At 67.6% G+C, this 18,176-nt stretch carries 19 protein-coding genes, 1 tRNA gene and 1 pseudogene; 11 read left to right on the forward strand and 10 right to left on the reverse strand.

Annotation, left to right across the window (positions count from 1 at the left end; all coding sequences use genetic code 11):
• Positions 1 to 6 precede the first annotated feature (6 nt).
• Positions 7 to 681 (reverse strand): DUF5642 family protein, encoded by a 675-nt coding sequence (locus G6N46_RS13755; protein WP_138248072.1) that lies wholly within the window; start codon positions 679 to 681, stop codon positions 7 to 9.
• Between the two features lie 148 nt (positions 682 to 829).
• On the opposite strand from G6N46_RS13755, the gene G6N46_RS13760 reads away from it, so the two are divergent.
• Positions 830 to 1,522, forward strand: a complete 693-nt coding sequence (locus tag G6N46_RS13760) for an LpqN/LpqT family lipoprotein (RefSeq protein WP_064859501.1) — start codon at positions 830 to 832, stop codon at positions 1,520 to 1,522.
• Positions 1,523 to 1,533: 11 nt separating this feature from the next.
• Here the strand turns inward: G6N46_RS13760 and G6N46_RS13765 are convergent, their stop codons facing one another.
• A complete protein-coding gene (locus G6N46_RS13765; RefSeq protein WP_138248071.1) occupies positions 1,534 to 2,370 on the reverse strand; it encodes a shikimate 5-dehydrogenase in 837 nt (278 codons plus the stop codon).
• Positions 2,370 to 3,395 carry an acetyltransferase Pat gene (locus G6N46_RS13770; protein WP_138248070.1) on the reverse strand — a complete coding sequence of 342 codons (1,026 nt, stop codon included), beginning with the start codon at positions 3,393 to 3,395 and terminating at the stop codon, positions 2,370 to 2,372. Before G6N46_RS13770 ends, G6N46_RS13765 begins: the two co-directional genes overlap by 1 nt.
• 121 nt (positions 3,396 to 3,516) lie before the next feature.
• On the opposite strand from G6N46_RS13770, the gene G6N46_RS13775 reads away from it, so the two are divergent.
• The 5 genes from G6N46_RS13775 (at position 3,517) to G6N46_RS13795 (ending at position 7,256) form a co-directional block, all read left to right on the forward strand.
• The gene (locus G6N46_RS13775) at positions 3,517 to 3,768 is read left to right on the forward strand and encodes a type B 50S ribosomal protein L31 (RefSeq protein ID WP_061007399.1); all 252 of its coding nucleotides are present in this window, start codon (positions 3,517 to 3,519) and stop codon (positions 3,766 to 3,768) included.
• Positions 3,696 to 4,136, forward strand: coding sequence for a WhiB family transcriptional regulator (locus tag G6N46_RS28920; protein WP_234880542.1), 441 nt, complete (start codon positions 3,696 to 3,698; stop codon positions 4,134 to 4,136). The genes G6N46_RS13775 and G6N46_RS28920 overlap by 73 nt, the downstream gene beginning before the upstream one ends.
• A 56-nt stretch (positions 4,137 to 4,192) precedes the next feature.
• The gene (locus G6N46_RS13785; protein ID WP_138248069.1) at positions 4,193 to 5,107 is read left to right on the forward strand and encodes a lysophospholipid acyltransferase family protein; all 915 of its coding nucleotides are present in this window, start codon (positions 4,193 to 4,195) and stop codon (positions 5,105 to 5,107) included.
• Between the two features lie 87 nt (positions 5,108 to 5,194).
• A complete protein-coding gene (locus tag G6N46_RS13790) occupies positions 5,195 to 5,992 on the forward strand; it encodes an enoyl-CoA hydratase/isomerase family protein (RefSeq protein ID WP_138248068.1) in 798 nt (265 codons plus the stop codon).
• 13 nt (positions 5,993 to 6,005) lie between these two features.
• Positions 6,006 to 7,256: an MgtC/SapB family protein gene (locus G6N46_RS13795; protein ID WP_138248067.1), complete on the forward strand. Its 1,251-nt coding sequence runs from the start codon at positions 6,006 to 6,008 to the stop codon at positions 7,254 to 7,256.
• 31 nt (positions 7,257 to 7,287) lie between these two features.
• Here G6N46_RS13795 and hchA read toward each other — a convergent pair whose 3' ends face one another.
• Positions 7,288 to 8,163 (reverse strand): glyoxalase III HchA, encoded by an 876-nt coding sequence (gene hchA / locus G6N46_RS13800; RefSeq protein ID WP_138248066.1) that lies wholly within the window; start codon positions 8,161 to 8,163, stop codon positions 7,288 to 7,290.
• A gap of 196 nt (positions 8,164 to 8,359) precedes the next feature.
• Here hchA and G6N46_RS13805 point away from each other — a divergent pair, with 196 nt between their 5' ends.
• Positions 8,360 to 9,574, forward strand: coding sequence for a PucR family transcriptional regulator (locus G6N46_RS13805; protein WP_138248065.1), 1,215 nt, complete (start codon positions 8,360 to 8,362; stop codon positions 9,572 to 9,574).
• Here the strand turns inward: G6N46_RS13805 and G6N46_RS13810 are convergent.
• On the reverse strand, positions 9,571 to 10,878 hold the full coding sequence (locus G6N46_RS13810) for a cytochrome P450 (RefSeq protein WP_138248064.1): 1,308 nt from the start codon (positions 10,876 to 10,878) through the stop codon (positions 9,571 to 9,573). The genes G6N46_RS13805 and G6N46_RS13810 overlap by 4 nt on opposite strands.
• Positions 10,879 to 11,095: 217 nt before the next feature.
• Between G6N46_RS13810 and G6N46_RS13815 the strand changes: the two are divergent.
• Positions 11,096 to 11,652, forward strand: a pseudogene (locus G6N46_RS13815) (TetR/AcrR family transcriptional regulator).
• A 62-nt stretch (positions 11,653 to 11,714) separates the two neighbouring features.
• Here G6N46_RS13815 and G6N46_RS13820 read toward each other — a convergent pair.
• From G6N46_RS13820 to G6N46_RS13840, 5 genes are all read right to left on the reverse strand, one after another.
• Positions 11,715 to 11,787: transfer RNA gene (locus G6N46_RS13820), tRNA-Ala, on the reverse strand.
• 50 nt (positions 11,788 to 11,837) lie between these two features.
• Positions 11,838 to 13,031: a divisome protein SepX/GlpR gene (sepX, locus tag G6N46_RS13825; protein ID WP_138248062.1), complete on the reverse strand. Its 1,194-nt coding sequence runs from the start codon at positions 13,029 to 13,031 to the stop codon at positions 11,838 to 11,840.
• 194 nt (positions 13,032 to 13,225) lie between these two features.
• A complete protein-coding gene (locus G6N46_RS13830; protein WP_138248061.1) occupies positions 13,226 to 13,879 on the reverse strand; it encodes a GNAT family N-acetyltransferase in 654 nt (217 codons plus the stop codon).
• A gap of 3 nt (positions 13,880 to 13,882) precedes the next feature.
• On the reverse strand, positions 13,883 to 15,121 hold the full coding sequence (gene glp / locus G6N46_RS13835; RefSeq protein ID WP_138248060.1) for a molybdotransferase-like divisome protein Glp: 1,239 nt from the start codon (positions 15,119 to 15,121) through the stop codon (positions 13,883 to 13,885).
• A gap of 86 nt (positions 15,122 to 15,207) precedes the next feature.
• On the reverse strand, positions 15,208 to 16,122 hold the full coding sequence (locus tag G6N46_RS13840) for a UTP--glucose-1-phosphate uridylyltransferase (protein ID WP_163692758.1): 915 nt from the start codon (positions 16,120 to 16,122) through the stop codon (positions 15,208 to 15,210).
• A 135-nt stretch (positions 16,123 to 16,257) separates the two neighbouring features.
• Between G6N46_RS13840 and G6N46_RS13845 the strand changes: the two genes are divergently transcribed.
• The 3 genes from G6N46_RS13845 (at position 16,258) to G6N46_RS13855 (ending at position 18,135) form a co-directional block, all read left to right on the forward strand.
• Complete coding sequence (locus G6N46_RS13845) at positions 16,258 to 16,830, forward strand: 5-formyltetrahydrofolate cyclo-ligase (RefSeq protein ID WP_138248059.1); 573 nt, start codon at positions 16,258 to 16,260, stop codon at positions 16,828 to 16,830.
• Between the two features lie 267 nt (positions 16,831 to 17,097).
• The gene (locus G6N46_RS13850; protein ID WP_138248058.1) at positions 17,098 to 17,406 is read left to right on the forward strand and encodes an FmdB family zinc ribbon protein; all 309 of its coding nucleotides are present in this window, start codon (positions 17,098 to 17,100) and stop codon (positions 17,404 to 17,406) included.
• Between the two features lie 63 nt (positions 17,407 to 17,469).
• Positions 17,470 to 18,135, forward strand: coding sequence for an SAF domain-containing protein (locus G6N46_RS13855; RefSeq protein WP_138248057.1), 666 nt, complete (start codon positions 17,470 to 17,472; stop codon positions 18,133 to 18,135).
• The last annotated feature ends 41 nt before the right edge of the window (positions 18,136 to 18,176 follow it).

Consider the following 18,176-nt stretch of genomic DNA (forward strand, 5'->3'; position numbering starts at 1 on the left):
GCGAATCTACCGGGCCAACCCGTCGGCGGCCGGGATGCCCCGCACCGACCGCACCGCCGCGTCCAACAATGTCGCCGGGAGTTCGGCGGGCAGCGGCGGCGCGACGGCACCCGGGTCGGTCACCATGGTCACCGAAACCGCCAGGGTTTCGACGTACGCGATCAGAGTCGTTGCCTGCGAATGGGTTTGCGCGCCGTTCTCGACGCTCGTGGTGATGTGCGCCGTCAGGCGCAGCGTGCGGGCGTCCGCGACCTGGGGCGCATCGGTGAGGTCGACGGCCGCGCGCGCCCGGTCTGTGCTCAACGTCCAGCTGTGGCAGTCGCCGACGAGCTCGGGCGCCGGGGCGACGGCCGGCGCCGCGGTCGCGTACACGATGCCACCGGGTCCCGATGCCGACCAGCCGCGAACGCCGTCAGCCGGTGCGGCCACCAGCGCTGCGCAGTCCGGCGGGTCGGCGGCCGAGCCTGCGGACATGCCCCAGAACGTCGTCGGGGCGGCGGGCGCGGGCAACGCCCCGAACTCGTAGCCCCGCAGATCTTTGGGGAGGTGTTGGCGCATCCGGCCGATCGCGGCAGGATCGGCGGGTTTCGCGGCCAACGGGGTGGTGGGCCGCGTGGGCGGGGTCGTCGATCCGCACGCGGCGCACAGCAGAACCGCTGCCGACCACGCGAGTGCGCGCATTTGCTGTTGATAGCACGGCGAACGCGCCGACCCCGGCCGATGCCCGGCGCCACGCCGATACGACTTTTGCGGACACGGCGTTGCACCGGAAGCTGACCCAAGCGGCTTCGTCGGCCCCGTAGTCTGCAACCGACGACAGGAGACGGAAATGTTGCCGATGAGGGTTGCCGGCGTTGCGCTGGCCGTGACTGTGACTGCGCTGGGCGCGAGTGCCTGCAACTCGGATTCGAAGCCGGCGCCGTCGTCGACGTCGAGCAGCGCCGCGAGCAGCAGCGCCGCGGCGGCACCCACCTCCGCGGCCCCGAGCGCGCCGGCGGTTCCGAAGAAGACGATCCGGGACTACCTGCACGAGAAGAACATCACCGAGCAGCAGCTGCACCCCGGCGATCCCGGGGCCCCGACGCTGACCATGCCGCTCCCCCAGGGCTGGGTGGACGCCGGTCCGCTGACGCCGAAATGGGCCTGGAGCGCAAGCAAATTCGACGACCCGGCCATGAAGGCCGACCCGCCGACCATCATCGTGCTGATTTCGAAGTTGCCCGGCGCCAATGCCGACGAGGTGTTGCAGTACGCGCCCGGCGAGCTGCAGAACCTGCACAACTGGCAGGACGCCGGCACCAATTGCGAGGCCATGCTCGCCGGGTTCAAGGCGTGTCAGGTCGGCGGCATGTACAACCAGGACGGCAAGGACCGGTTGATGGCCCAGAAGACGGCGGCCATCCCGACCAAGGACGGCGTGATCGTGCTGCAGATCAACGCCAGCGGCACCAAGGAGACCATCGCGCCGCTGATGGATGCGACGTCGTCGATCGACAAGTCGCTCAAGATCACCGTGCCCTGACGGGCCCGAAGTCAGGCGCGCGAGAAGGCCGATGCCGCGGCCACCTGCTCGGCGGTCGGCCGCACCCCGGTGTACCGTTCGAACTGTTCGGCGGCCTGCAGGGCGATGACCTCGGCGCCCGTGATCACCGGCACCCCCGCCGCGCGCGCCGCGCGGACCAGCGGGGTTTCCGACGGCAGTGCGACCACGTCGAACACGGTGCGCGCCTTGGCAATAACGTCCGGATCGAAGGACAGGTCGTCGGCTTCGGCGCCACCGGCCATCCCGATCGGGGTGACGTTGACGACGATGTCCGCTCCGCCTGAGGCGTCGGCCGCGTAGCGGTACCCGAGCCGGTCGGCCAGCCGCCCGCCGGTGTCCGGGTTGCGGGCCACGATGGTGCCCGCCTCGAATCCCTTGTCCCGGAACGCCGCCGCCACCGCGCTGGCCATGCCGCCGCTACCGCGGATGAGCAGCGACGCGGCCGGATCCAGGCGGTACTCGTCGATGAGCCGGGCGATGGCCAGGTAGTCGGTGTTGCAGGCCGTCAGCCGGCCCGCGTCGTTGACAATCGTGTTAACCGAATTGATCACGCGCGCCGACTCTTCCAGCTCGTCGACGAGCGCGATGACGTCCTCCTTGAACGGCATGGACACCGAGCAGCCGCGGATGCCCAGGGCCCGGACCCCGCCGATCGCCGCGGCGATGTCGGTCGTGGTGAAGGCCTTGTAGACGAAGTCGAGGCCCAGCTCGTCGTAGAGGTAGTTGTGGAAGCGCGTACCGATGTTGCTGGGCCGGGCCGCCAGCGAGATGCACACCGCGGTGTCCTTGTTCAGCAGCGGGCGCCGCGAGTACAGCGATTCCGTCATCAGCCGACCGCCTTGATCACTTGCTGCGCCAACAGGTGGATTTCGCGATACTGCTTGTGCGACAACGACAATTGGTCCGGTTTCGGGACGTCGAATTCGGTGACGATCATGTTGCGGTCGTCGCGCTCCCAGGTGGCGCCGTAATGCTCGAGGATCTTGCGCATCGGGAAGTTGTCGGACAGCACGCGCGCGGCGAACCGCTCGATGCCCGAGCCGCGGGCCGCGGGTACCAGAGCGTCCATCAGAAAGGTGCCGATGCCCCGGCCCTGATAGTCGTCACCGACCATGAAGGCCACCTCGGCGACCGTCGGATTCTCGTGCAGCCGAACGAATCTCGCGTCGGCAACCATTGGCCCGTCCGGCCCGTCGATGCCGTCGGTCAGCACCCAGACGAAGTGGTCGACGTAGTCGACCTCGAAAAGGTAGGCCATCAGCGCCGGACTGGGCTGGTAGGCCGTCTGGAACCGGCGGTAGATGGTCTCGGTCGAAAAATGGACGGGCCCCTGGCGCACCCGCGGGTTGTCGCCCGGCAGCACGGGCCGCAGGTACATCTGGCTGCCGTCGCTCAGCTTCACCGCAAGCGGCGTGATGAACTCCGCGAGCCGCTGCCGCGCCGTGCGCACCAGCCGCTCGGCCATACAGGGCACGTCGAGCATGGCAGTCAGCGCGTCATGTCCGCCGATCCACCCGGCCAGTGGCTCGGTGACCAGCACCGTGGCGTTGCGCGTGCCGCCGCGCAACAGGGCGATCTCACCGACGATCAGGCCCGGGCCGATGCTGTGGACGACGAGTTCGCCGTCGGGAGCGGTGTGCGTCACGCGGACGCTGCCGGCGCTGATCAGGATGAACGACGACGCGACTTCGCCCTGCGTCATCAGCACCTTGCCCGGTTCGGCCGTCAGCGGACGCAGCAGGGGCGCCAGCCGGTCGAGGTCCTCCCGACGGCAGCTCGCGAAGAACCCCAACGAAGCCAGTTCATCCGTCGTCGCTTCCGGCACGCAGGAAACGTTACCGGCGGACGGCATGCCATGTGGGGCCGTTGAGACCCAGCACTATTGAAAACTGTTTTCGACAAGCCTCCGAGTGTCGGGTATTGTCGGCCACGTATTAATGAAAACGATTTTCACTTGGTTGACGGAGGTTCCCATGAAGGCCGGCATTCACCCCGACTACCACCACGTCGTCTTCCAGGACGCCACCACCGGGCGCACGTTCCTGACCCGATCCACCGCCACGAGCTCGCGAACCATCGAATGGCAGACCGCCGACGGCGTCCGCACCTACCCGCTGATCGTGGTCGACGTCACCTCGGACTCACACCCGGTGTGGACCGGCAAGCGGCAGATCCTGGACACCGCGGGCCGCGTCGAGAAGTTCAACCGCAAGTACGGACGCTGACCTTGGCGCGGGTATCCCCTTGCCGCGGCGACACATTCACTTCCCCCTCGAGCCTGTCCCGCACCACCCGGCACCGGCCGCGCCCCGGGTCCCACACCCGGGGTGCGGCCACCACCGCAGCCTGGGACTGGCAGTTGCATGCCCGTTGCCGTGGGCTGCCGGCGGAGGTGTTCTACACCGGTGACGACGATCGTGGCGCCCGGCGGGTCGCCCACGAAGAGCGCGCCAAACAAATCTGTCAGCACTGTCCGGTACTGCGCGCCTGCCTCGGCCACGCCCTGGAAGCCGATGAGCCCTACGGCATCTGGGGTGCGACGACACCGAAGGAGCGCGCCGCGATACGAAGTTCACAGGCTTTTATTAGCTGATCTATCAAAACTCTCGGTACCTTGGTGTCAACATCACGACACCGACGGGAGCACCGATGGGATTCGGACCGCCACAAGGCCGGCCGACCGTCACCGACGACGAGATCACTGCGATCATGGAACCGCCGCAACGCGTCCGAACCCTGCGAAATGTGTTGGACGCCACCGGCGATGCCCTCGAACCGTTGATCGATCTGTATCGACCGTACGTCACCGGCCTCGACCGGCTGCCGCGCGACGGCCGTTTCCTGTTGGTCGGCAACCACACCGCGTTCGGCTTCGCCGAGATCCTGCTGATGCCGTATTACACCCGCCGCGAGCTCGGAGTGCAGGTGCGCCCGCTCGCCGAGCGCGCCCTGGCACAGGCCAAGGGCTTCGGTGGCGACCTGGTCGCGGCGTACGGCGGCGTGGTCGGCCATCCCGACACCGCGCGAGAACTGATGCGGCACAACGAGACCGTGCTGGTCTTCCCCGGCGGCGGACGTGAGATGCCCAAGTTCAAAGGTGAGGAATACCAGCTGAAATGGGACGGGCGAAGCGGTTTCGCCCGGATCGCCATCGAGAACGGCTACCCGATAGTGCCGGTCGGACTGGTCGGCAGCGACGACGTCTACGCGCCCCTTTTCGAGCGCGACAGCACGCTCGGCCGGCTGAGCCAGTCCATCGGCGAGCGGTTGGGCGGACGGTCCGACATGGCGATGCCGCTGGTGCGCGGCATCGGCCCGACGCTGATCCCCCGTCCGCAGCGCATGTACCTGGAGTTCGGCGAGCCGATCAGCACCACGGCGCCGGCCGGTACGACCGATCACGCTCGGTGGGTCGAGACGGTCAAGTCCACGACTCAGCAAGCGCTGGAACAGATCTTGGCAGGCCTCCAGGAAGTCCGGGCCAGCGATCGGTACCGCGGCCTGAATCCCCTGGCCTGGTCCCGGGCCGCTCAGCCACCCGAAGCCGCCATCCGCGTGGGCTGACCACGACTGCGGTCGGGAGACCGTAACGTGGGTTGCCGTCGGGCGCAGCGCTTCATGCACCCGCATGCGGCAGAAAGGCTTCGCGAGATGGCATTCACCGACTACCAGCAGCTGTCCCTGACGCGCCGCGACAACGGCGTCCTGCTGATCACCCTCGACCGGCCGGAGAAGTACAACGCCGCCGACGAGGGCATGCATGCCGAGCTGGCCAACATCTGGAAGGACGTCGCGGCCGATCCGGAAACCCGGGTGGCCGTGATCACCGGCGCGGGAAAGGCATTCAGCGCCGGCGGGGATCTGGCCATGGTCGAACGCATGGCGGGTGACTACGACCGCGTCTCGCACATGCTCGGCGAGATGAGCGACCTGGTCTACAACATGATCAACTGCGACAAACCGATCGTGTCGGCCATCAACGGCGTCGCGGTCGGCGCGGGCGCCGTCGCCGCGCTGCTGGCCGATGTGGCGATCATCGCCGAGGACGCCAGGATCGGCGACGGCCACGTCAAACTCGGTGTGGCCGCGGGCGATCACGCCGCGATCATCTGGCCGTTGCTGGCCGGGACCGCGAAGGCCAAGTACTACCTGATGACGGGTGAGATGATCGACGGCGTCGAGGCTGAGCGCATCGGCATGGTCGCCAAAGCCCTTCCCCGCGAAGAGGTTCTGGACGAAGCGCTGCGGGTGGCCGGCGTGCTGGCCACCGGCGCCCAGCAGGCGATCCGGCTCACCAAGCGCGCACTCAACAACTGGCTGCGCCACGCCGGCCCGATATTCGACCAGTCCGCGGCCTATGAGATGTTGACGTTCCTCGGGCCGGACGTGGTCGAGGGGTATACGGCGTTGCGGGAGAAGCGCGCACCCCAGTTCCCGTCGGCGCAGTAGGCGGGGAACCGAAATGACCTGGCAGCAGACCGAGCCCTTCCTCGTGGCACTGGCCATCGGGCTCCTGATCGGACTGGAGCGCGAACGCAGTCACGCCCGCTCACTCCCCGCCGGATCGCGCTCGTTTGCGCTGCTGTCGCTGGCCGGCGCCGTCGCCGCAAGTTTCGGCCAATGGGCCGTCGCCGCGGTTTTCGTCGGCGTCGGCGCACTCATCGCACTTGCTTACTTCCGCACCAGCCAGGACGACCCCGGCACCACCACAGAGGCGGCTGCGCTCGTCGCGTATCTACTTGGCGCGCTGGCCTATTCCCGTCCAGCGCTCGCGGTGGCCCTCGCCGTCATCGTCGCGGCTCTGCTCGTCTCGAAAACCCGAATCCACCGCTTCGCCCGCGACATCATCACCGAGGTCGAACTGGAAGACGCGATCAAATTTCTCGTCGTCGCATTCGTGATCCTGCCGCTACTACCGGATCGCGGGCTCGGGCCGTACGGCATTCTGAATCCGGAGAAGGTCTGGCTCCTCGTCGTGTTGCTCACCGGCATCGGATGGGTGGGCTATATCGGCGTTCGAGCACTCGGCCCGGAACGTGGCTTGCTGATCACCGGTATCGCCGGCGGGTTCGTCTCGGCGACCGCGACGACGGCGTCCATGGCCCGTCTCAGCCGCACGACACCGAGCGTGCGCGCGCCGCTGGCCAGCGCTCTGCTGGCCAGCCTGGCCACCTTCGTCCAGCTGCTCGTCGTGATCGGAGTGGTCGACGCCCACGTCCTCCAGCGCCTGTGGCCACCAGTGGCCGCCGGCGCCCTCGTGCTGGTCGCGATCGCCGCCGTCGTCTACCGCGGGGCCGCGCGGCGCACCGCGGACACCGAGCCCCCGGAACACGAGGCCGGAGCGACACCCACAAGCCGTCCCTTCGCGCTGCGGCCGGCGCTGATCCTGGCCGCGGTGCTCACGCTCGCCCTGCTGGTCGGGCGATGGGGCGCCGACGTCCTCGGTGCCGGCGGCACCGTGCTCGCCGCGTTCGCCGCCGGTCTGGCCGATGCGCACGCCGGCGCGGTTGCCGCCGCCAGCCTGGCCGCCAAGGGCGATGTCACCGTCGACACCGCGCTGCTCGCGATAGCGGCCGCACTGGGCTCCAACCTGATCGTGAAGACCGTGCTTGCGTTCACCGCCGGCGGTCGTCGGTTCGGGCTCCGGTTTCTCGCCGGAATGACGCCGCCCGCCGTGGTTTTCGGCATCGTCCTGGCCCTGACGATGTCCTGACCGACGGCAGACCGGCCGGCAACCGCCACCGCTACGCCGACACCGCCTCTACCAACGCGTCCGCGGCGAGCAGACCAAGGTTGTTGGACGCCAGTGGGCTGTCACCGGTGAGCAGCCTTCGGTCCTGATGGACCTGGCCGGTCATCTGGTCGTTCACGACCTTGACCCCCTGGTTCTCCAATGCCTCCGCGATGAACAGTCGCAGCCCGCCGGGCAGGTAGCCGATGTCCTTGTTGGGACCCTTGTCCAGTGCGTCCGGGAAGATGCAGATGCTGTAACCCTTGAACGGCGACTCCGCCTTGCCGATCGCGGCGGCGAGCAGGCTGGCGGGCCCGTGACAGAGCGTGATGATGAACTTGTCGTTCTCCAATGCCCAGTCGAGTACCTGCCCCACCTCGGGACTGAACGGGATACCTACCTCGACGCCGTGGCCACCCGGGATGAACACCGCGAGGTAGTCGGAATCGGGCCCCAGCTTGTCGGCGATCACCTCACGCAGATTCAGCGGCTCCTTGAGCTTGGGCTTGAGGTCGGCATACGTCTGCTGCACGGCTTCGTCCTTGCCCGGCATCGCCCACAACTCCAGCTTGACCGGGTTTCCGGTGATGGTGGCGACGTCGACGTCGAAGCCCGCGGCCATCAGGTGGTGCAGCGGCAGCAGCATTTCCACGGGGTGATTCCCGGTGGAGAACATGGTGCCGTTGTCCATCAGCAGATAGCGCTCGTCGGTGGCGATCATCAGAATCTTCCACCGGCCGCGGGTATACGCGCCCTCATGTTTGACGCCGCCGAAATCCGTTCTGTCCGAGGTGTATTGGCTCAACGAGTACGCCGAGGGAAAGAAGGCGTTGTCCTCGGCCGGATCGGGTGTCGGGGACTTGCTCAATTGGTCGTGATCGGTTGCCACAGCACTTCACCTCAATCTTTGTCAGCTTGCTCGCAGTCGGGGGTGACCGTCCGGAATCGCTACGGTCCGCGACGTTCTTCCCGCTTTCCATCTTGAGACGCCGGGACCTGGAAGTCGATGGCGGCGGTAACCAGACGGGCGGTGCGAATTTGTCCGCAGGAACAAACGACCCCGGCAGTTCCCCTACCCTGAACGAGTGTCCGCCAATCCGACCGACCCAGGGCGCATGATCGCGGCACGTCTGTTGCCCCGGGTCTCGGAGCTGGCACACGTCCTGGTCGACCGCATTCAGCAGAACATCGAGGTATATCGCAGCGGGGGCCTGGTTCCCGAGGACGATCTGTACGAATCCTGCCGGGCCAACCTGGAGTTCATGTTTCGCCACCTGGCGCATGAGCCGATGCTCGACCTCGAAGCACCACGGCGCACCGGTCGACGACGCGCCGACCAGCGCGTTCCACTTGCCCTGGTGCAGAACGCATTCCGGAATTCGTTCGAGTGCATGTGGCAGATGATCGTGACCGCGGCGGCCGAGACCGAATCAGTTACCGATGCCGACCTGGTCGGCATCGCAGGCGAGGTCTGGTCGTTCCACGACACCTTCACCGGCGCAATGATGAACGCTTTCAACGAGACCGTCGCGCAGTTGATGCTGCGCCACGATCAGGAACGCTCGGCACTTGTCGAGGCGGTGTTGCAAGGCGGGATGGGCGATGCAAAAACTGTCCACGACGCCGCCGACCTGTTGGCACTTCCGTATCAGGGGACCTTCGCGGTAGTGGCGGCCGACGCTCCGGGGCTGGCTCGCCATGCCCTGCCGAACGTCGAACCCGTGCTGCGGGCCCGCGATATCGGCTCGGCGTGGCGCCTGACGCCCGACCTGCATCTCGGAATCGTTTCCCTGCGGAACGCCGCTGGAATGACCGAGCTTGTCGACACACTGCGGTCTCTCGCCACCAGCCGGGTCGGCGTCAGCCCAGCGTTCAGCCGGCTCGACCAGACTCCGCAGGCGCTGCATCTGGCCCGGAATGCGCTCGGCGCCGGACGAATCGGCGTCGCCGCGGTGACGGTTTTCGATGACAGCCCTGTGCCGATGCTGGTGGTCAGCGCGCCGACGACGGCCGCCGCGATCAGCAAGCAGATCCTCGGACCCATTCTTGAGCTGAGCGACAGCGACCGCGAGTTGCTCATCACGACCATGGCCGTCTACTTCGAGGTCGACGGATCGGCGAGCCAGGCAGCCGAGCGGCTCCACTGCCACCCGAACACCGTCCGCTACCGGTTGCGGCGAATCGAGAAGCTGGCCGGCCGCTCCTTCGAGCGGAAGCTGGATTCGGCCGAGCTGTACATCGCGCTGAACGCACTGAAGCAGCTGCCGACGATGCAGGCGGCTTCCGAAGAACAGATCTAGGTCGCCGATCCGCGATGGAGGACGAGCGGCAGACGCGTCGGTCCGCGCAGCGAACTGTTGGTCGACCACGTCGTCGGCCCGGCCGTCGAGATTCGCGAGACTCGAGTGACGAGCTCGCGGAGAACCGCGTGTGCCTCCATCCGCGCCAACGGCGCGCCCAGGCAGAGATGGGCGCCGAAGCCGAATCCGACATGGGTCCGCGGGTTGCGGTCCGTGCGGAAGACATCGGGGTCGTCGAATGCGAGTGGATCGCGGTTCGCGGCGCCGAAGGACAGTAGGACGCGAGAACCCGTCGGAATGGTGACCTCACCGACCCGGTAGGGCGCGCGGGTGTAGCGGTAGAGGTTCTGAATGGGACTGGTGTACCGGATGTGTTCCTCGACGGCCTGCGGGATCAGGTCCGGATTCTCCCGGATCATGTCGTATTGATCCGGGTTCAGCGCGTAGGTGTGCAGCATCCCGCCGAGCAGATTGGTGGTCGTCTCGTTGCCGGCAATCAGCAGCAGGATCGCGATCTGGAACAGCGCCTCGTCCGACAAGGCACCATCGGAGCTGTGGGCGAGCAGCCGTCCGAGCACCGTGTCCGAGCCCTTCAGTTCTCCCGCCGCCAGATGTCGTAAGAAGTAGCGGCGCAACGCCATTGCGGCGCCCATTGATTTCACGGCGTCGATGAGGCCGGGGACGGTCGGGGCGAAGTTGATCAGCCGCGTGCTCTCGTCCGACCATCGGCGAAACTCGGCGATGTCACGCTCGGGGACGCCGAGTAGTGCGGCGATGACCCGCAGCGGCAGCGGGACCGTCAGTCGCTGAACGGCGTCTGATCCCGGCGCGGCGATGAGATCGCCGACGAGCTCCGCGGCGAGCCCATCGATGGTGCTGCGCCAACTGTCCAGGGCGCCTTTGGTGAAGGCCGGCTGCACCTGCTTGCGCAGCCGACTGTGCTGCGGGCCGTCGGTCACGACGACGAGGTCGGCGACCATCCGAATCCGGGTCACCCCTTGGCTGCTGGTGACCTGGTCGGTGTCACGCAGCGCCGCACGAACGTCGTCGAGCCGGTGCAGAATCCACGTCGCCCGCTGTGGGCTGTAGTGCACCCGCCCACCCCGATGCAGGGCCGCGTACGCCTCGTGCGGATGGGCGGCCGTCTTCGGGTCCAGTGGGTCATAGTCGGTGTTGACGGCGCCGGTCCAGCTTCGGTAGCCGCGGCGGCGGGCGCGCACCGCCGCCGCGACGTTCAGCTGGCCGGCCGCCAGCAGCGGCGAAAGCACCGCGGTGGTGCCACGTACCGCCTGTGCGACTGTCATGTCAGCGGACCTTCCTGGTTGCCACATGATCAGCGTCCGTGCCGGCCACCGAGGTGGTCAATGCGTCTCGTCGAAGTTGCAAGGCCCACCAGCAGCTCGTCGTCGGTTGTCGGACTCGGGCCAATTCCCGACCAGCCCGTACCCGTGAGATGAAAACCACAGAACGTCTCAAGGTGATAGAACGGATTTTGCTTCGATCGCGAGGAGGCCCCACCGCATGCCGCAACATGACTGGGTGCTCGGCGCCGACCGCAACGCCGAAGCCCTCGCCCGCATTCTCTCGGCATCCTCGGACCTGGTGTCCCGCAGAGGGTTCGAAGCGTTCACGGTCGAAGCGGTGGCCGCCGAACTGCACTGTTCCCCGCCACTGTCTACCGCCGCGCAGGTGGCAAGGCCGCCATCCTCGAGCGACTCGTATCGCTCTTCGCCGCACGAATCGTCGGCTCCATCCGCGAGGCCATCGCCGACCTGGAGGGTACTGAGCGCGTTGTGGCCGCCATCGTCGTCGCTCTGGACTGCATGCGGGCCGAACCGCTGGGAAAGGTCATCATGGGAGACATCCGGCCCGATCGCGACAGCGGGGCCGTGACCGCGTCACCTCTGGTTGCCAAGTTCGCCGACGAGATGATCGGGCGCCACGATCCGCTGGCGGCGCAATGGCTGATCCGTGTGACATTCGCGCTGTGGTACTGGCCGCTCAAGGACAAGCAGTCCGAATACGAACTGGTGAAGCGCTTCGCCGGCCCGTCGGTGACCCTGGGCCTGGGTGAGTGAACTCCCGCCAGGTCCGGAAACAGAAATGGGGCCGGTGGACACCGACCCCATTTGAATCTCTGTGGAGCTAAGGGGAATCGAACCCCTGACCTTCTCGATGCGAACGAGACGCGCTACCAACTGCGCTATAGCCCCTTGTACCGGAAGCAAAGGCTACCAGTACCGGTCCGCCACATGAAAACCGGTTACTGCCCGGCCGCCCGCGGCAGGTCGTAGTCCCTGGCCATCCGGGTGTATTCCAGGTGTTCGAAGATCGGATCCTCGTCATCGATGTCCAGCACTACGGCGCCCGGACGCCGCAAGCGAGAGGGGACGACGTCGAACTCCTCGTCCTGCGTGTTCTCCACGCCGTGTCGGGACCGCATCATCCGCTGGGCCCGACGGCGCCGCAGCTGCTCTTCGATGCGCGTCTGGCGGCGGAGGTAGGCCAGGTACAGCACAGCAGTCGCGCTGACCAGGCCGCAGAACCACCACCACATGCTGGATGCCAGTGTGAAGGCCACCACGCCGGTGACCAGGATGGCCACCGCCATGCCCGAGAGCATGCGGCTGCGGAACCGGTATTTGCGCTCGGCGGCGGCGACGGCGGCTTTCGACTCGTAGCGGCTGCGCCGCGCCGTCGACATCGACTCGGCCAACTTCGGCTCGGCCTCCGATGCCGCCTCGACACCCGAGGTGTCGTCGACGTACTCGTAGTCGTGCTCGGTGCCGTCCTCGACTTCGGCCTCGGCTTCGGGCGCTTCCTCGGCAGGTTCCTCGTCAGCCGCAACGGCCTCGTGCACGTCGGTGGTCGGCTCAGGCTCTGTCTCGGTCTCCACGTCGGGCTCGGCCGCCACCATCTCGTCCGTGAGCGCCTCCTCCGGGTCGAAGTCGGCCTCAGAGATGGTCCGGATCGCCATGGTCGGCGTCGCGATCTCATCGAAAAGTGTTGGCTGTTCGGCCGTTTCGGGCTCCGGAACGGCTTTCATGCGCCCAGAGGCGCCGATCGGCAACGCACCGGAGTCCATCTCGACGACCTCGACGTCGAGGTACTCCGATTCCTCGACGACGACGTGCTCGACGACCACCATCGAATGCGTCTTATCCGCTTCGGGGTCGGCGACCGGGATCGAGTCGGTGGTCGCATCGCTGCGCGCGAAGTCTTCTTCGAACGCGCTGAGATCGTCGTGCTTCCAATGCGGGTCGCTGTGGTGCCCTGCGGCGGGCCCACTGCGGCGTCGCAGCCGGCTGTTGCCGTTCGTGTTGAGCACGCGGGTCGCCAATGCGACATCGCTCGTCCGGCGGACGTTCTCGCGCTTGCTGATCAACATCGGCACCAACACGAACAACCACAACACGACGAGGGATATCCACAGTAGGGATTGGGGGATGCTTGGCATGTCGCCGGCTCCTTTCCCCATCAGATTAGGTCCGTGACCAGCGCATCCGAAGCCGACGCGCCAAGGTCAATTACACACCTGTAATTCGCTACTTACAAGCACATCAGTCACAGATGTCACATCTGCAACACAGTCCTATTTGCGATTTGTGCACGATTTGCCGCGCCCACCGCGGACTATCGTGCACAAATCCCTCAGACCCAGGTGGCTCGGCCCTCCCTGACCAGCGCCGATGATGCCGACTGCGCCATCTCTTCGACGGTCATGGCGACCAGCAGGTGGTCCCGCCAGGCGCCGTCGACTTCGAGGTACCGCTGCAGCAGCCCCTCCTCGCGGAACCCCACCCGCGCCAGGACCGACCGACTCGGACCGTTTTCCGGGCGGACGGTCGCCTCGATCCGGTGCAGTCCGACCGGCCCGAAGGCATGGTCGACGCCGAGCGCCAGCGCGGCCGTCGCGATCCCGCCGCCGGTGAACTGACGCGCCACCCAGTAGCCGATCCACGCCGACCGCAGCGCCCCGTGGGTCACGTTGCCGATGGTCAACTGCCCGCAGAACTCACCGTCCAACTCGATGACGTACGGCAGCATGCGGCCGCGCCGGGCTTCCGACCGCAACCCCGAACACAGCGCCGGCCAAGACGAAACAGCGTGGCGCGCAGTCCAATCCACCTCACCGACCGGCTCCCAGGGCTCCAGGTGGGCGCGGTCCGTCAGCCGCATCCGGCTCCACACCGCACCGTCGCGCAACCGCACCGGCCGCAATCGCACCACTCCGGCGCGCACGCGGATCGGGCCGACCGACAGCGGCCAGCCCGGATGCATCGCACTCGAACGCAACAGGTTCACGAATCAGCCGCGCTGCGCAAGAAAGGCCACATCGACCGATTCGCCCGTGCGAATCTGCTCGGCCTCGGTGGGCACGATCACCAGGCAGTTCGCCTCGGCGAGGGTGGCCAGCAGGTGCGACGCCCCCGGCGCCCCGCCCAGCGCCTGCACCAGATATTCGCCGGTGTCCTGATCACGCATGAGCTGCCCGCGCAGAAATCCCTTGCGCCCCACCACCGATGAGATGGGCGACAACGTCCGGGCCGGCACCACGCGCCGCATCGGCTGCCGCTTGCCCAGCGACATCCGGATCAACGGACGGACCATCACCTCGAAGACCACGAGCGCGCTCACCGGGTTCGCGGGCAGCAGGAAGACCGGGACGCCGTCACGCCCGAGCGTGCCGAAACCCTGCACCGATCCGGGGTGCATCGCGATCCGGGCGACCTCCATCTCCCCCAGCTCGGCGAGCACCGCGCGCACACCCTCGGCCGCCGCACCGCCGACAGCGCCCGCGATCACCACGACTTCCGACCGGCTCAGTTGGCCCTCGATCACATCGCGCAGGGTCTTGGGGTCGGCGTCGACGATGCCGACGCGGTTCACCTCGGCGCCGGCGTCGCGACCGGCGGCGGCCAACGCATAGGAGTTGACGTCATAGACCTGGCCGTTGCCGGGCGTGCGGGAGATGTCGACCAGCTCGCCGCCGACGGAGATGACCGTCAGCCGCGGCCGCGGGTGGACCAGCACGCGTTCGCGGCCCACGGCCGCCAGGAGCCCGACCTGGGCCGGCCCGATGATGGTGCCGGCACGCACCGCGACGTCGCCGGGCTGCACGTCGTCCCCGGTACGACGGACATAGGCGCCGGACCGCACCCCGCGCAGGACCCGCACGCGCGATTCGCCGCCATCCGTCCAGCGCAGCGGCAGCACCGCGTCGGCGAGCGTGGGCATCGGCGCACCGGTCTGCACCCGCGCGGCCTGACGCGGCTGCAGGCGGGTGGGAGTGCGTTCGCCGGCGGCGATGGTCGAGACCACGGGCAGCGTGACGTCGGCGTCGCCGCCGGAATCCGCGCCCATCACGTCGACGCTGCGCACGGCATAGCCGTCGATGGCGGCTTGATCGAATCCGGGCAGCGGGCGTTCGGTGACCACCTCTTCGGCGCACATCAGGCCCTGCGCTTCGGCTATCGCCACCCGCACCGGCCGCGGTGCCACCGCCGCAGCCGCAACCCGGGCCTGCTGGTCCTCAACCGAACGCACAGCTCGCCTTTCCGCATACCTCGCACACCGTGGCTGACCACATGCTCGCGCACGTGCGGGCCAACCGTACCGCCGGTGTCAGGCGCTCAGCGCTCGGCAAGACCCAATCGCTCGACCAACCAACGCCGCAATTCCGGGCCGTAGTCGTCGCGTTCCAACGCAAAGTCAACCGCAGCTTTAAGGTAGCCGCCGGGATTTCCCAGGTCGTGTCGGGACCCGCGGTGCACCACCACATGTACGGGGTGGCCGTCCTCGATGAGGAGCGCGATGGCATCCGTCAACTGGATCTCGCCGCCGACACCCTTCTGCACGCGCCGCAACGCGTCGAAGATCGCGCGGTCCAGGATGTACCGGCCGGCCGCGGCGAACGGCGACGGAGCGTCCTCGACCTTCGGCTTCTCCACCATGCCCTTGACGCGCAGCACATTCGGGTTGGCCGCGTCCGGCACGGTCTCGACGTCGAACACGCCGTAGGCGCTGATCTCGTCCTCGGGCACCTCGATGGCGCACAACACCGAGCCGCCGCGCTTGGCGCGTACCTTCGCCATGGTCTCCAGCACGCCGGTCGGCAGCACCAGATCGTCGGGCAGCAGGACCGCGATGGCGTCCTCGTCGGGCAGCAGCACCGGCTCGACGCAGCTGACGGCGTGGCCCAGGCCCAGCGGCTCGGCCTGCACGACCGACTCCACCTTGATCAATGCGGGTGCACGCCGCACCTTCTCGAGCATCACGTGCTTGCCGCGCGCCTCGAGCGTTCCTTCGAGGATGAGGTCCTCGACGAAATGCGCAACGACGCCGTCCTTGCCCTCCGAGGTCACGATGACCAGTCGCTCGCCGCCGGCGTCGGCAGCTTCCGCAGCAACCAGCTCGATGCCGGGGGTGTCGACGACCGGCAGCAACTCCTTGGGCACGGTCTTGGTGGCAGGCAGAAAACGCGTGCCCAGACCAGCCGCCGGGACCACCGCGGTACGCGGCATCGGCACTGAAGTCTGTGTCGTCATTGTTCACACGATAACGGCAATGCCTCGATCTGCCCTACCAAGGTGCACCTTCGAGGGGTCAGCGGCAACGCCGAAGTAGCCATTACCTGGACAGGTGTACAACACCGGGCGAGCAAATATGACACGGTGGTAACCGTGACCCCTGAGGGAAAGCGTGAGCTGCGCAGCGCCATCCTGAGTCGACGGCGCGCCCTGACTCCGGAGGAGAGGCGCGCGGACGCCGAAGCGCTGGCACGACATGCACCCGGATTGGTGGGGCCCGGGGTCGTGGTGTGCGCGTACGTCCCGATCGGCACCGAACCGGGTTCTCCGGCGATGCTGGACGCCCTGATCGACGCCGGTGCCCGGGTGTTGTTGCCGGTGACGCACCCCGACGCCCCGCTGAGCTGGGGCTGGTATCGCTCCGGGCATCTCACCAAGGCGTCGTTCGGCCTGCTCGAACCGGCGATGCCGCATCTGCCGCCCGATGCGATCCGGCAGGCCGGTGTGGTGCTGGTCCCTGCGCTCGGCGTCGACCGTACGGGCGTGCGCCTCGGCCGCGGCGCCGGCTTCTACGACCGGTCGCTGTCGCTGGCCGCGCCGGACGCGCTGCTCGTGGCGGTCGTGTACGACGACGATCTGCTGCCGGCGCTACCCGCCGAACCGCACGACATCGCGATGACGCACGCCCTGACCCCGCGGACGGGCCTCGTCACGCTGGGAGTTTGAACCTGCGGAAGACAATCAGTCCTTGCCGCAGGTACATCCCGATCCGCAGTTGCAGTTTTCGCAGGTGCAGTCCGGGTTGTCACAGCTGCCCTTGGTCATGATGCGAGTCATGCGCACAATGCTATGTGTCGCGCCGCCATCCCGGACGTGATTGCCCCCGCCACCAGGCCACCCGGCCTGTCGGCCGGGGAATGCCCGGCACCGAATAGCTGTTTTGGCACTTAAGCCGGTAGAGTGCTAACAAGTTTGACGACCTCGGAGGTTTACGTGCCGACCTATTCCTACGCGTGTACCGAGTGCGACAACCGGTTCGACGCGGTGCAGGCATTCAGCGATGACGCGCTGACCGAATGCCCGAAGTGCCACGGCCGGCTGCGCAAGCTGTTCGGTTCCGTCGGCGTGGTCTTCAAGGGCAGCGGCTTCTACCGCACCGACAACCGCGATTCGAAGAGCTCCAGCACCGCAGCCGCTCCCGCAAAGAGCGAGTCGAGCTCCAGCTCGTCGGACTCGTCTTCGTCGTCCTCGTCGAGCAGCAGCACGAAGTCGGCCGCACCGGCCGCCGCCGCGTCCAACTGAGTTATCCACAGGCCGGAAGCCTTCCGGCCTGTGTTTCCCGCACAGAATCCCTACCGTTACTGCATGGGGGATTCACTCGACGCGCCGTTGCTCGGCCGACTGACACAGAAGCTGCGGCCCGATTGGGCCAGGACCACCGCCGCGCGCCGCGTCGCCGCGGGAATGCTGGTGGTCCTCGCGGCCGTCATCGAATTTCGCCCCGACCCTGAGGACGGACAGGTCGCCGTCGTCGTCGCCAAGCACGACCTGTCCCCCGGCTCGGCCTTGACGGCCGACGACGTCGTCGTCGAATCCCGTTCCGCGCCAGGCATTCCCGACGGCGCACTGCGCGAATCCAGCGCCGTCGTGGGCTCGACGCTGGCCGCCCCAGCGCGACGCGGCGAGGTCATCACCGACGTGCGGATACTCGGTTCCCGGCTCACCGTCGCCGCCGCCGGGCCCGACGCGCGCATGGTGCCACTGCATCTGGCGGACGCCGCGCTCCCGGACCTGCTGCGCGCAGGCGACGTGGTCGACGTCCTGGCCGGACCGGAGAACGCCGGCACGACAGCCGATCAATCGCCGGCCGAGGTGATCGCCACCGCCGCGCGGGTGGTGCTGGTGTCCGAACGGCGCAAGTCACCGACGAGCGCCGACGAACGCGTCGTACTCGTCGCCCTGCCGCGGCACAGCGCCAACGCCGTCGCCGGCGCGGCTCTGCACCGGACCATCACCGTCACGCTGCACTGACCGGAGAATTTTCCCGCCGGCCGATTTCGATTTCGTCACCG

The sequence above is a fragment of the Mycolicibacterium phocaicum genome (assembly GCF_010731115.1).
GTDB lineage: Bacteria > Actinomycetota > Actinomycetes > Mycobacteriales > Mycobacteriaceae > Mycobacterium > Mycobacterium phocaicum.

What these genes read in the sequence shown, in the direction of transcription:
- G6N46_RS13755 (WP_138248072.1), bottom strand. Translation starts at nt 681, where the DNA reads ATGCGCGCACTCGCGTGGTCGGCAGCGGTTCTGCTGTGCGCCGCGTGC.
- G6N46_RS13760 (WP_064859501.1), top strand. Translation starts at nt 830, where the DNA reads ATGTTGCCGATGAGGGTTGCCGGCGTTGCGCTGGCCGTGACTGTGACT.
- G6N46_RS13765 (WP_138248071.1), bottom strand. Translation starts at nt 2,370, where the DNA reads ATGACGGAATCGCTGTACTCGCGGCGCCCGCTGCTGAACAAGGACACC.
- G6N46_RS13770 (WP_138248070.1), bottom strand. Translation starts at nt 3,395, where the DNA reads ATGCCGTCCGCCGGTAACGTTTCCTGCGTGCCGGAAGCGACGACGGAT.
- G6N46_RS13775 (WP_061007399.1), top strand. Translation starts at nt 3,517, where the DNA reads ATGAAGGCCGGCATTCACCCCGACTACCACCACGTCGTCTTCCAGGAC.
- G6N46_RS13785 (WP_138248069.1), top strand. Translation starts at nt 4,193, where the DNA reads ATGGGATTCGGACCGCCACAAGGCCGGCCGACCGTCACCGACGACGAG.
- G6N46_RS13790 (WP_138248068.1), top strand. Translation starts at nt 5,195, where the DNA reads ATGGCATTCACCGACTACCAGCAGCTGTCCCTGACGCGCCGCGACAAC.
- G6N46_RS13795 (WP_138248067.1), top strand. Translation starts at nt 6,006, where the DNA reads ATGACCTGGCAGCAGACCGAGCCCTTCCTCGTGGCACTGGCCATCGGG.
- G6N46_RS13810 (WP_138248064.1), bottom strand. Translation starts at nt 10,878, where the DNA reads ATGACAGTCGCACAGGCGGTACGTGGCACCACCGCGGTGCTTTCGCCG.
- sepX (WP_138248062.1), bottom strand. Translation starts at nt 13,031, where the DNA reads ATGCCAAGCATCCCCCAATCCCTACTGTGGATATCCCTCGTCGTGTTG.
- G6N46_RS13840 (WP_163692758.1), bottom strand. Translation starts at nt 16,122, where the DNA reads ATGACGACACAGACTTCAGTGCCGATGCCGCGTACCGCGGTGGTCCCG.
- G6N46_RS13855 (WP_138248057.1), top strand. Translation starts at nt 17,470, where the DNA reads ATGGGGGATTCACTCGACGCGCCGTTGCTCGGCCGACTGACACAGAAG.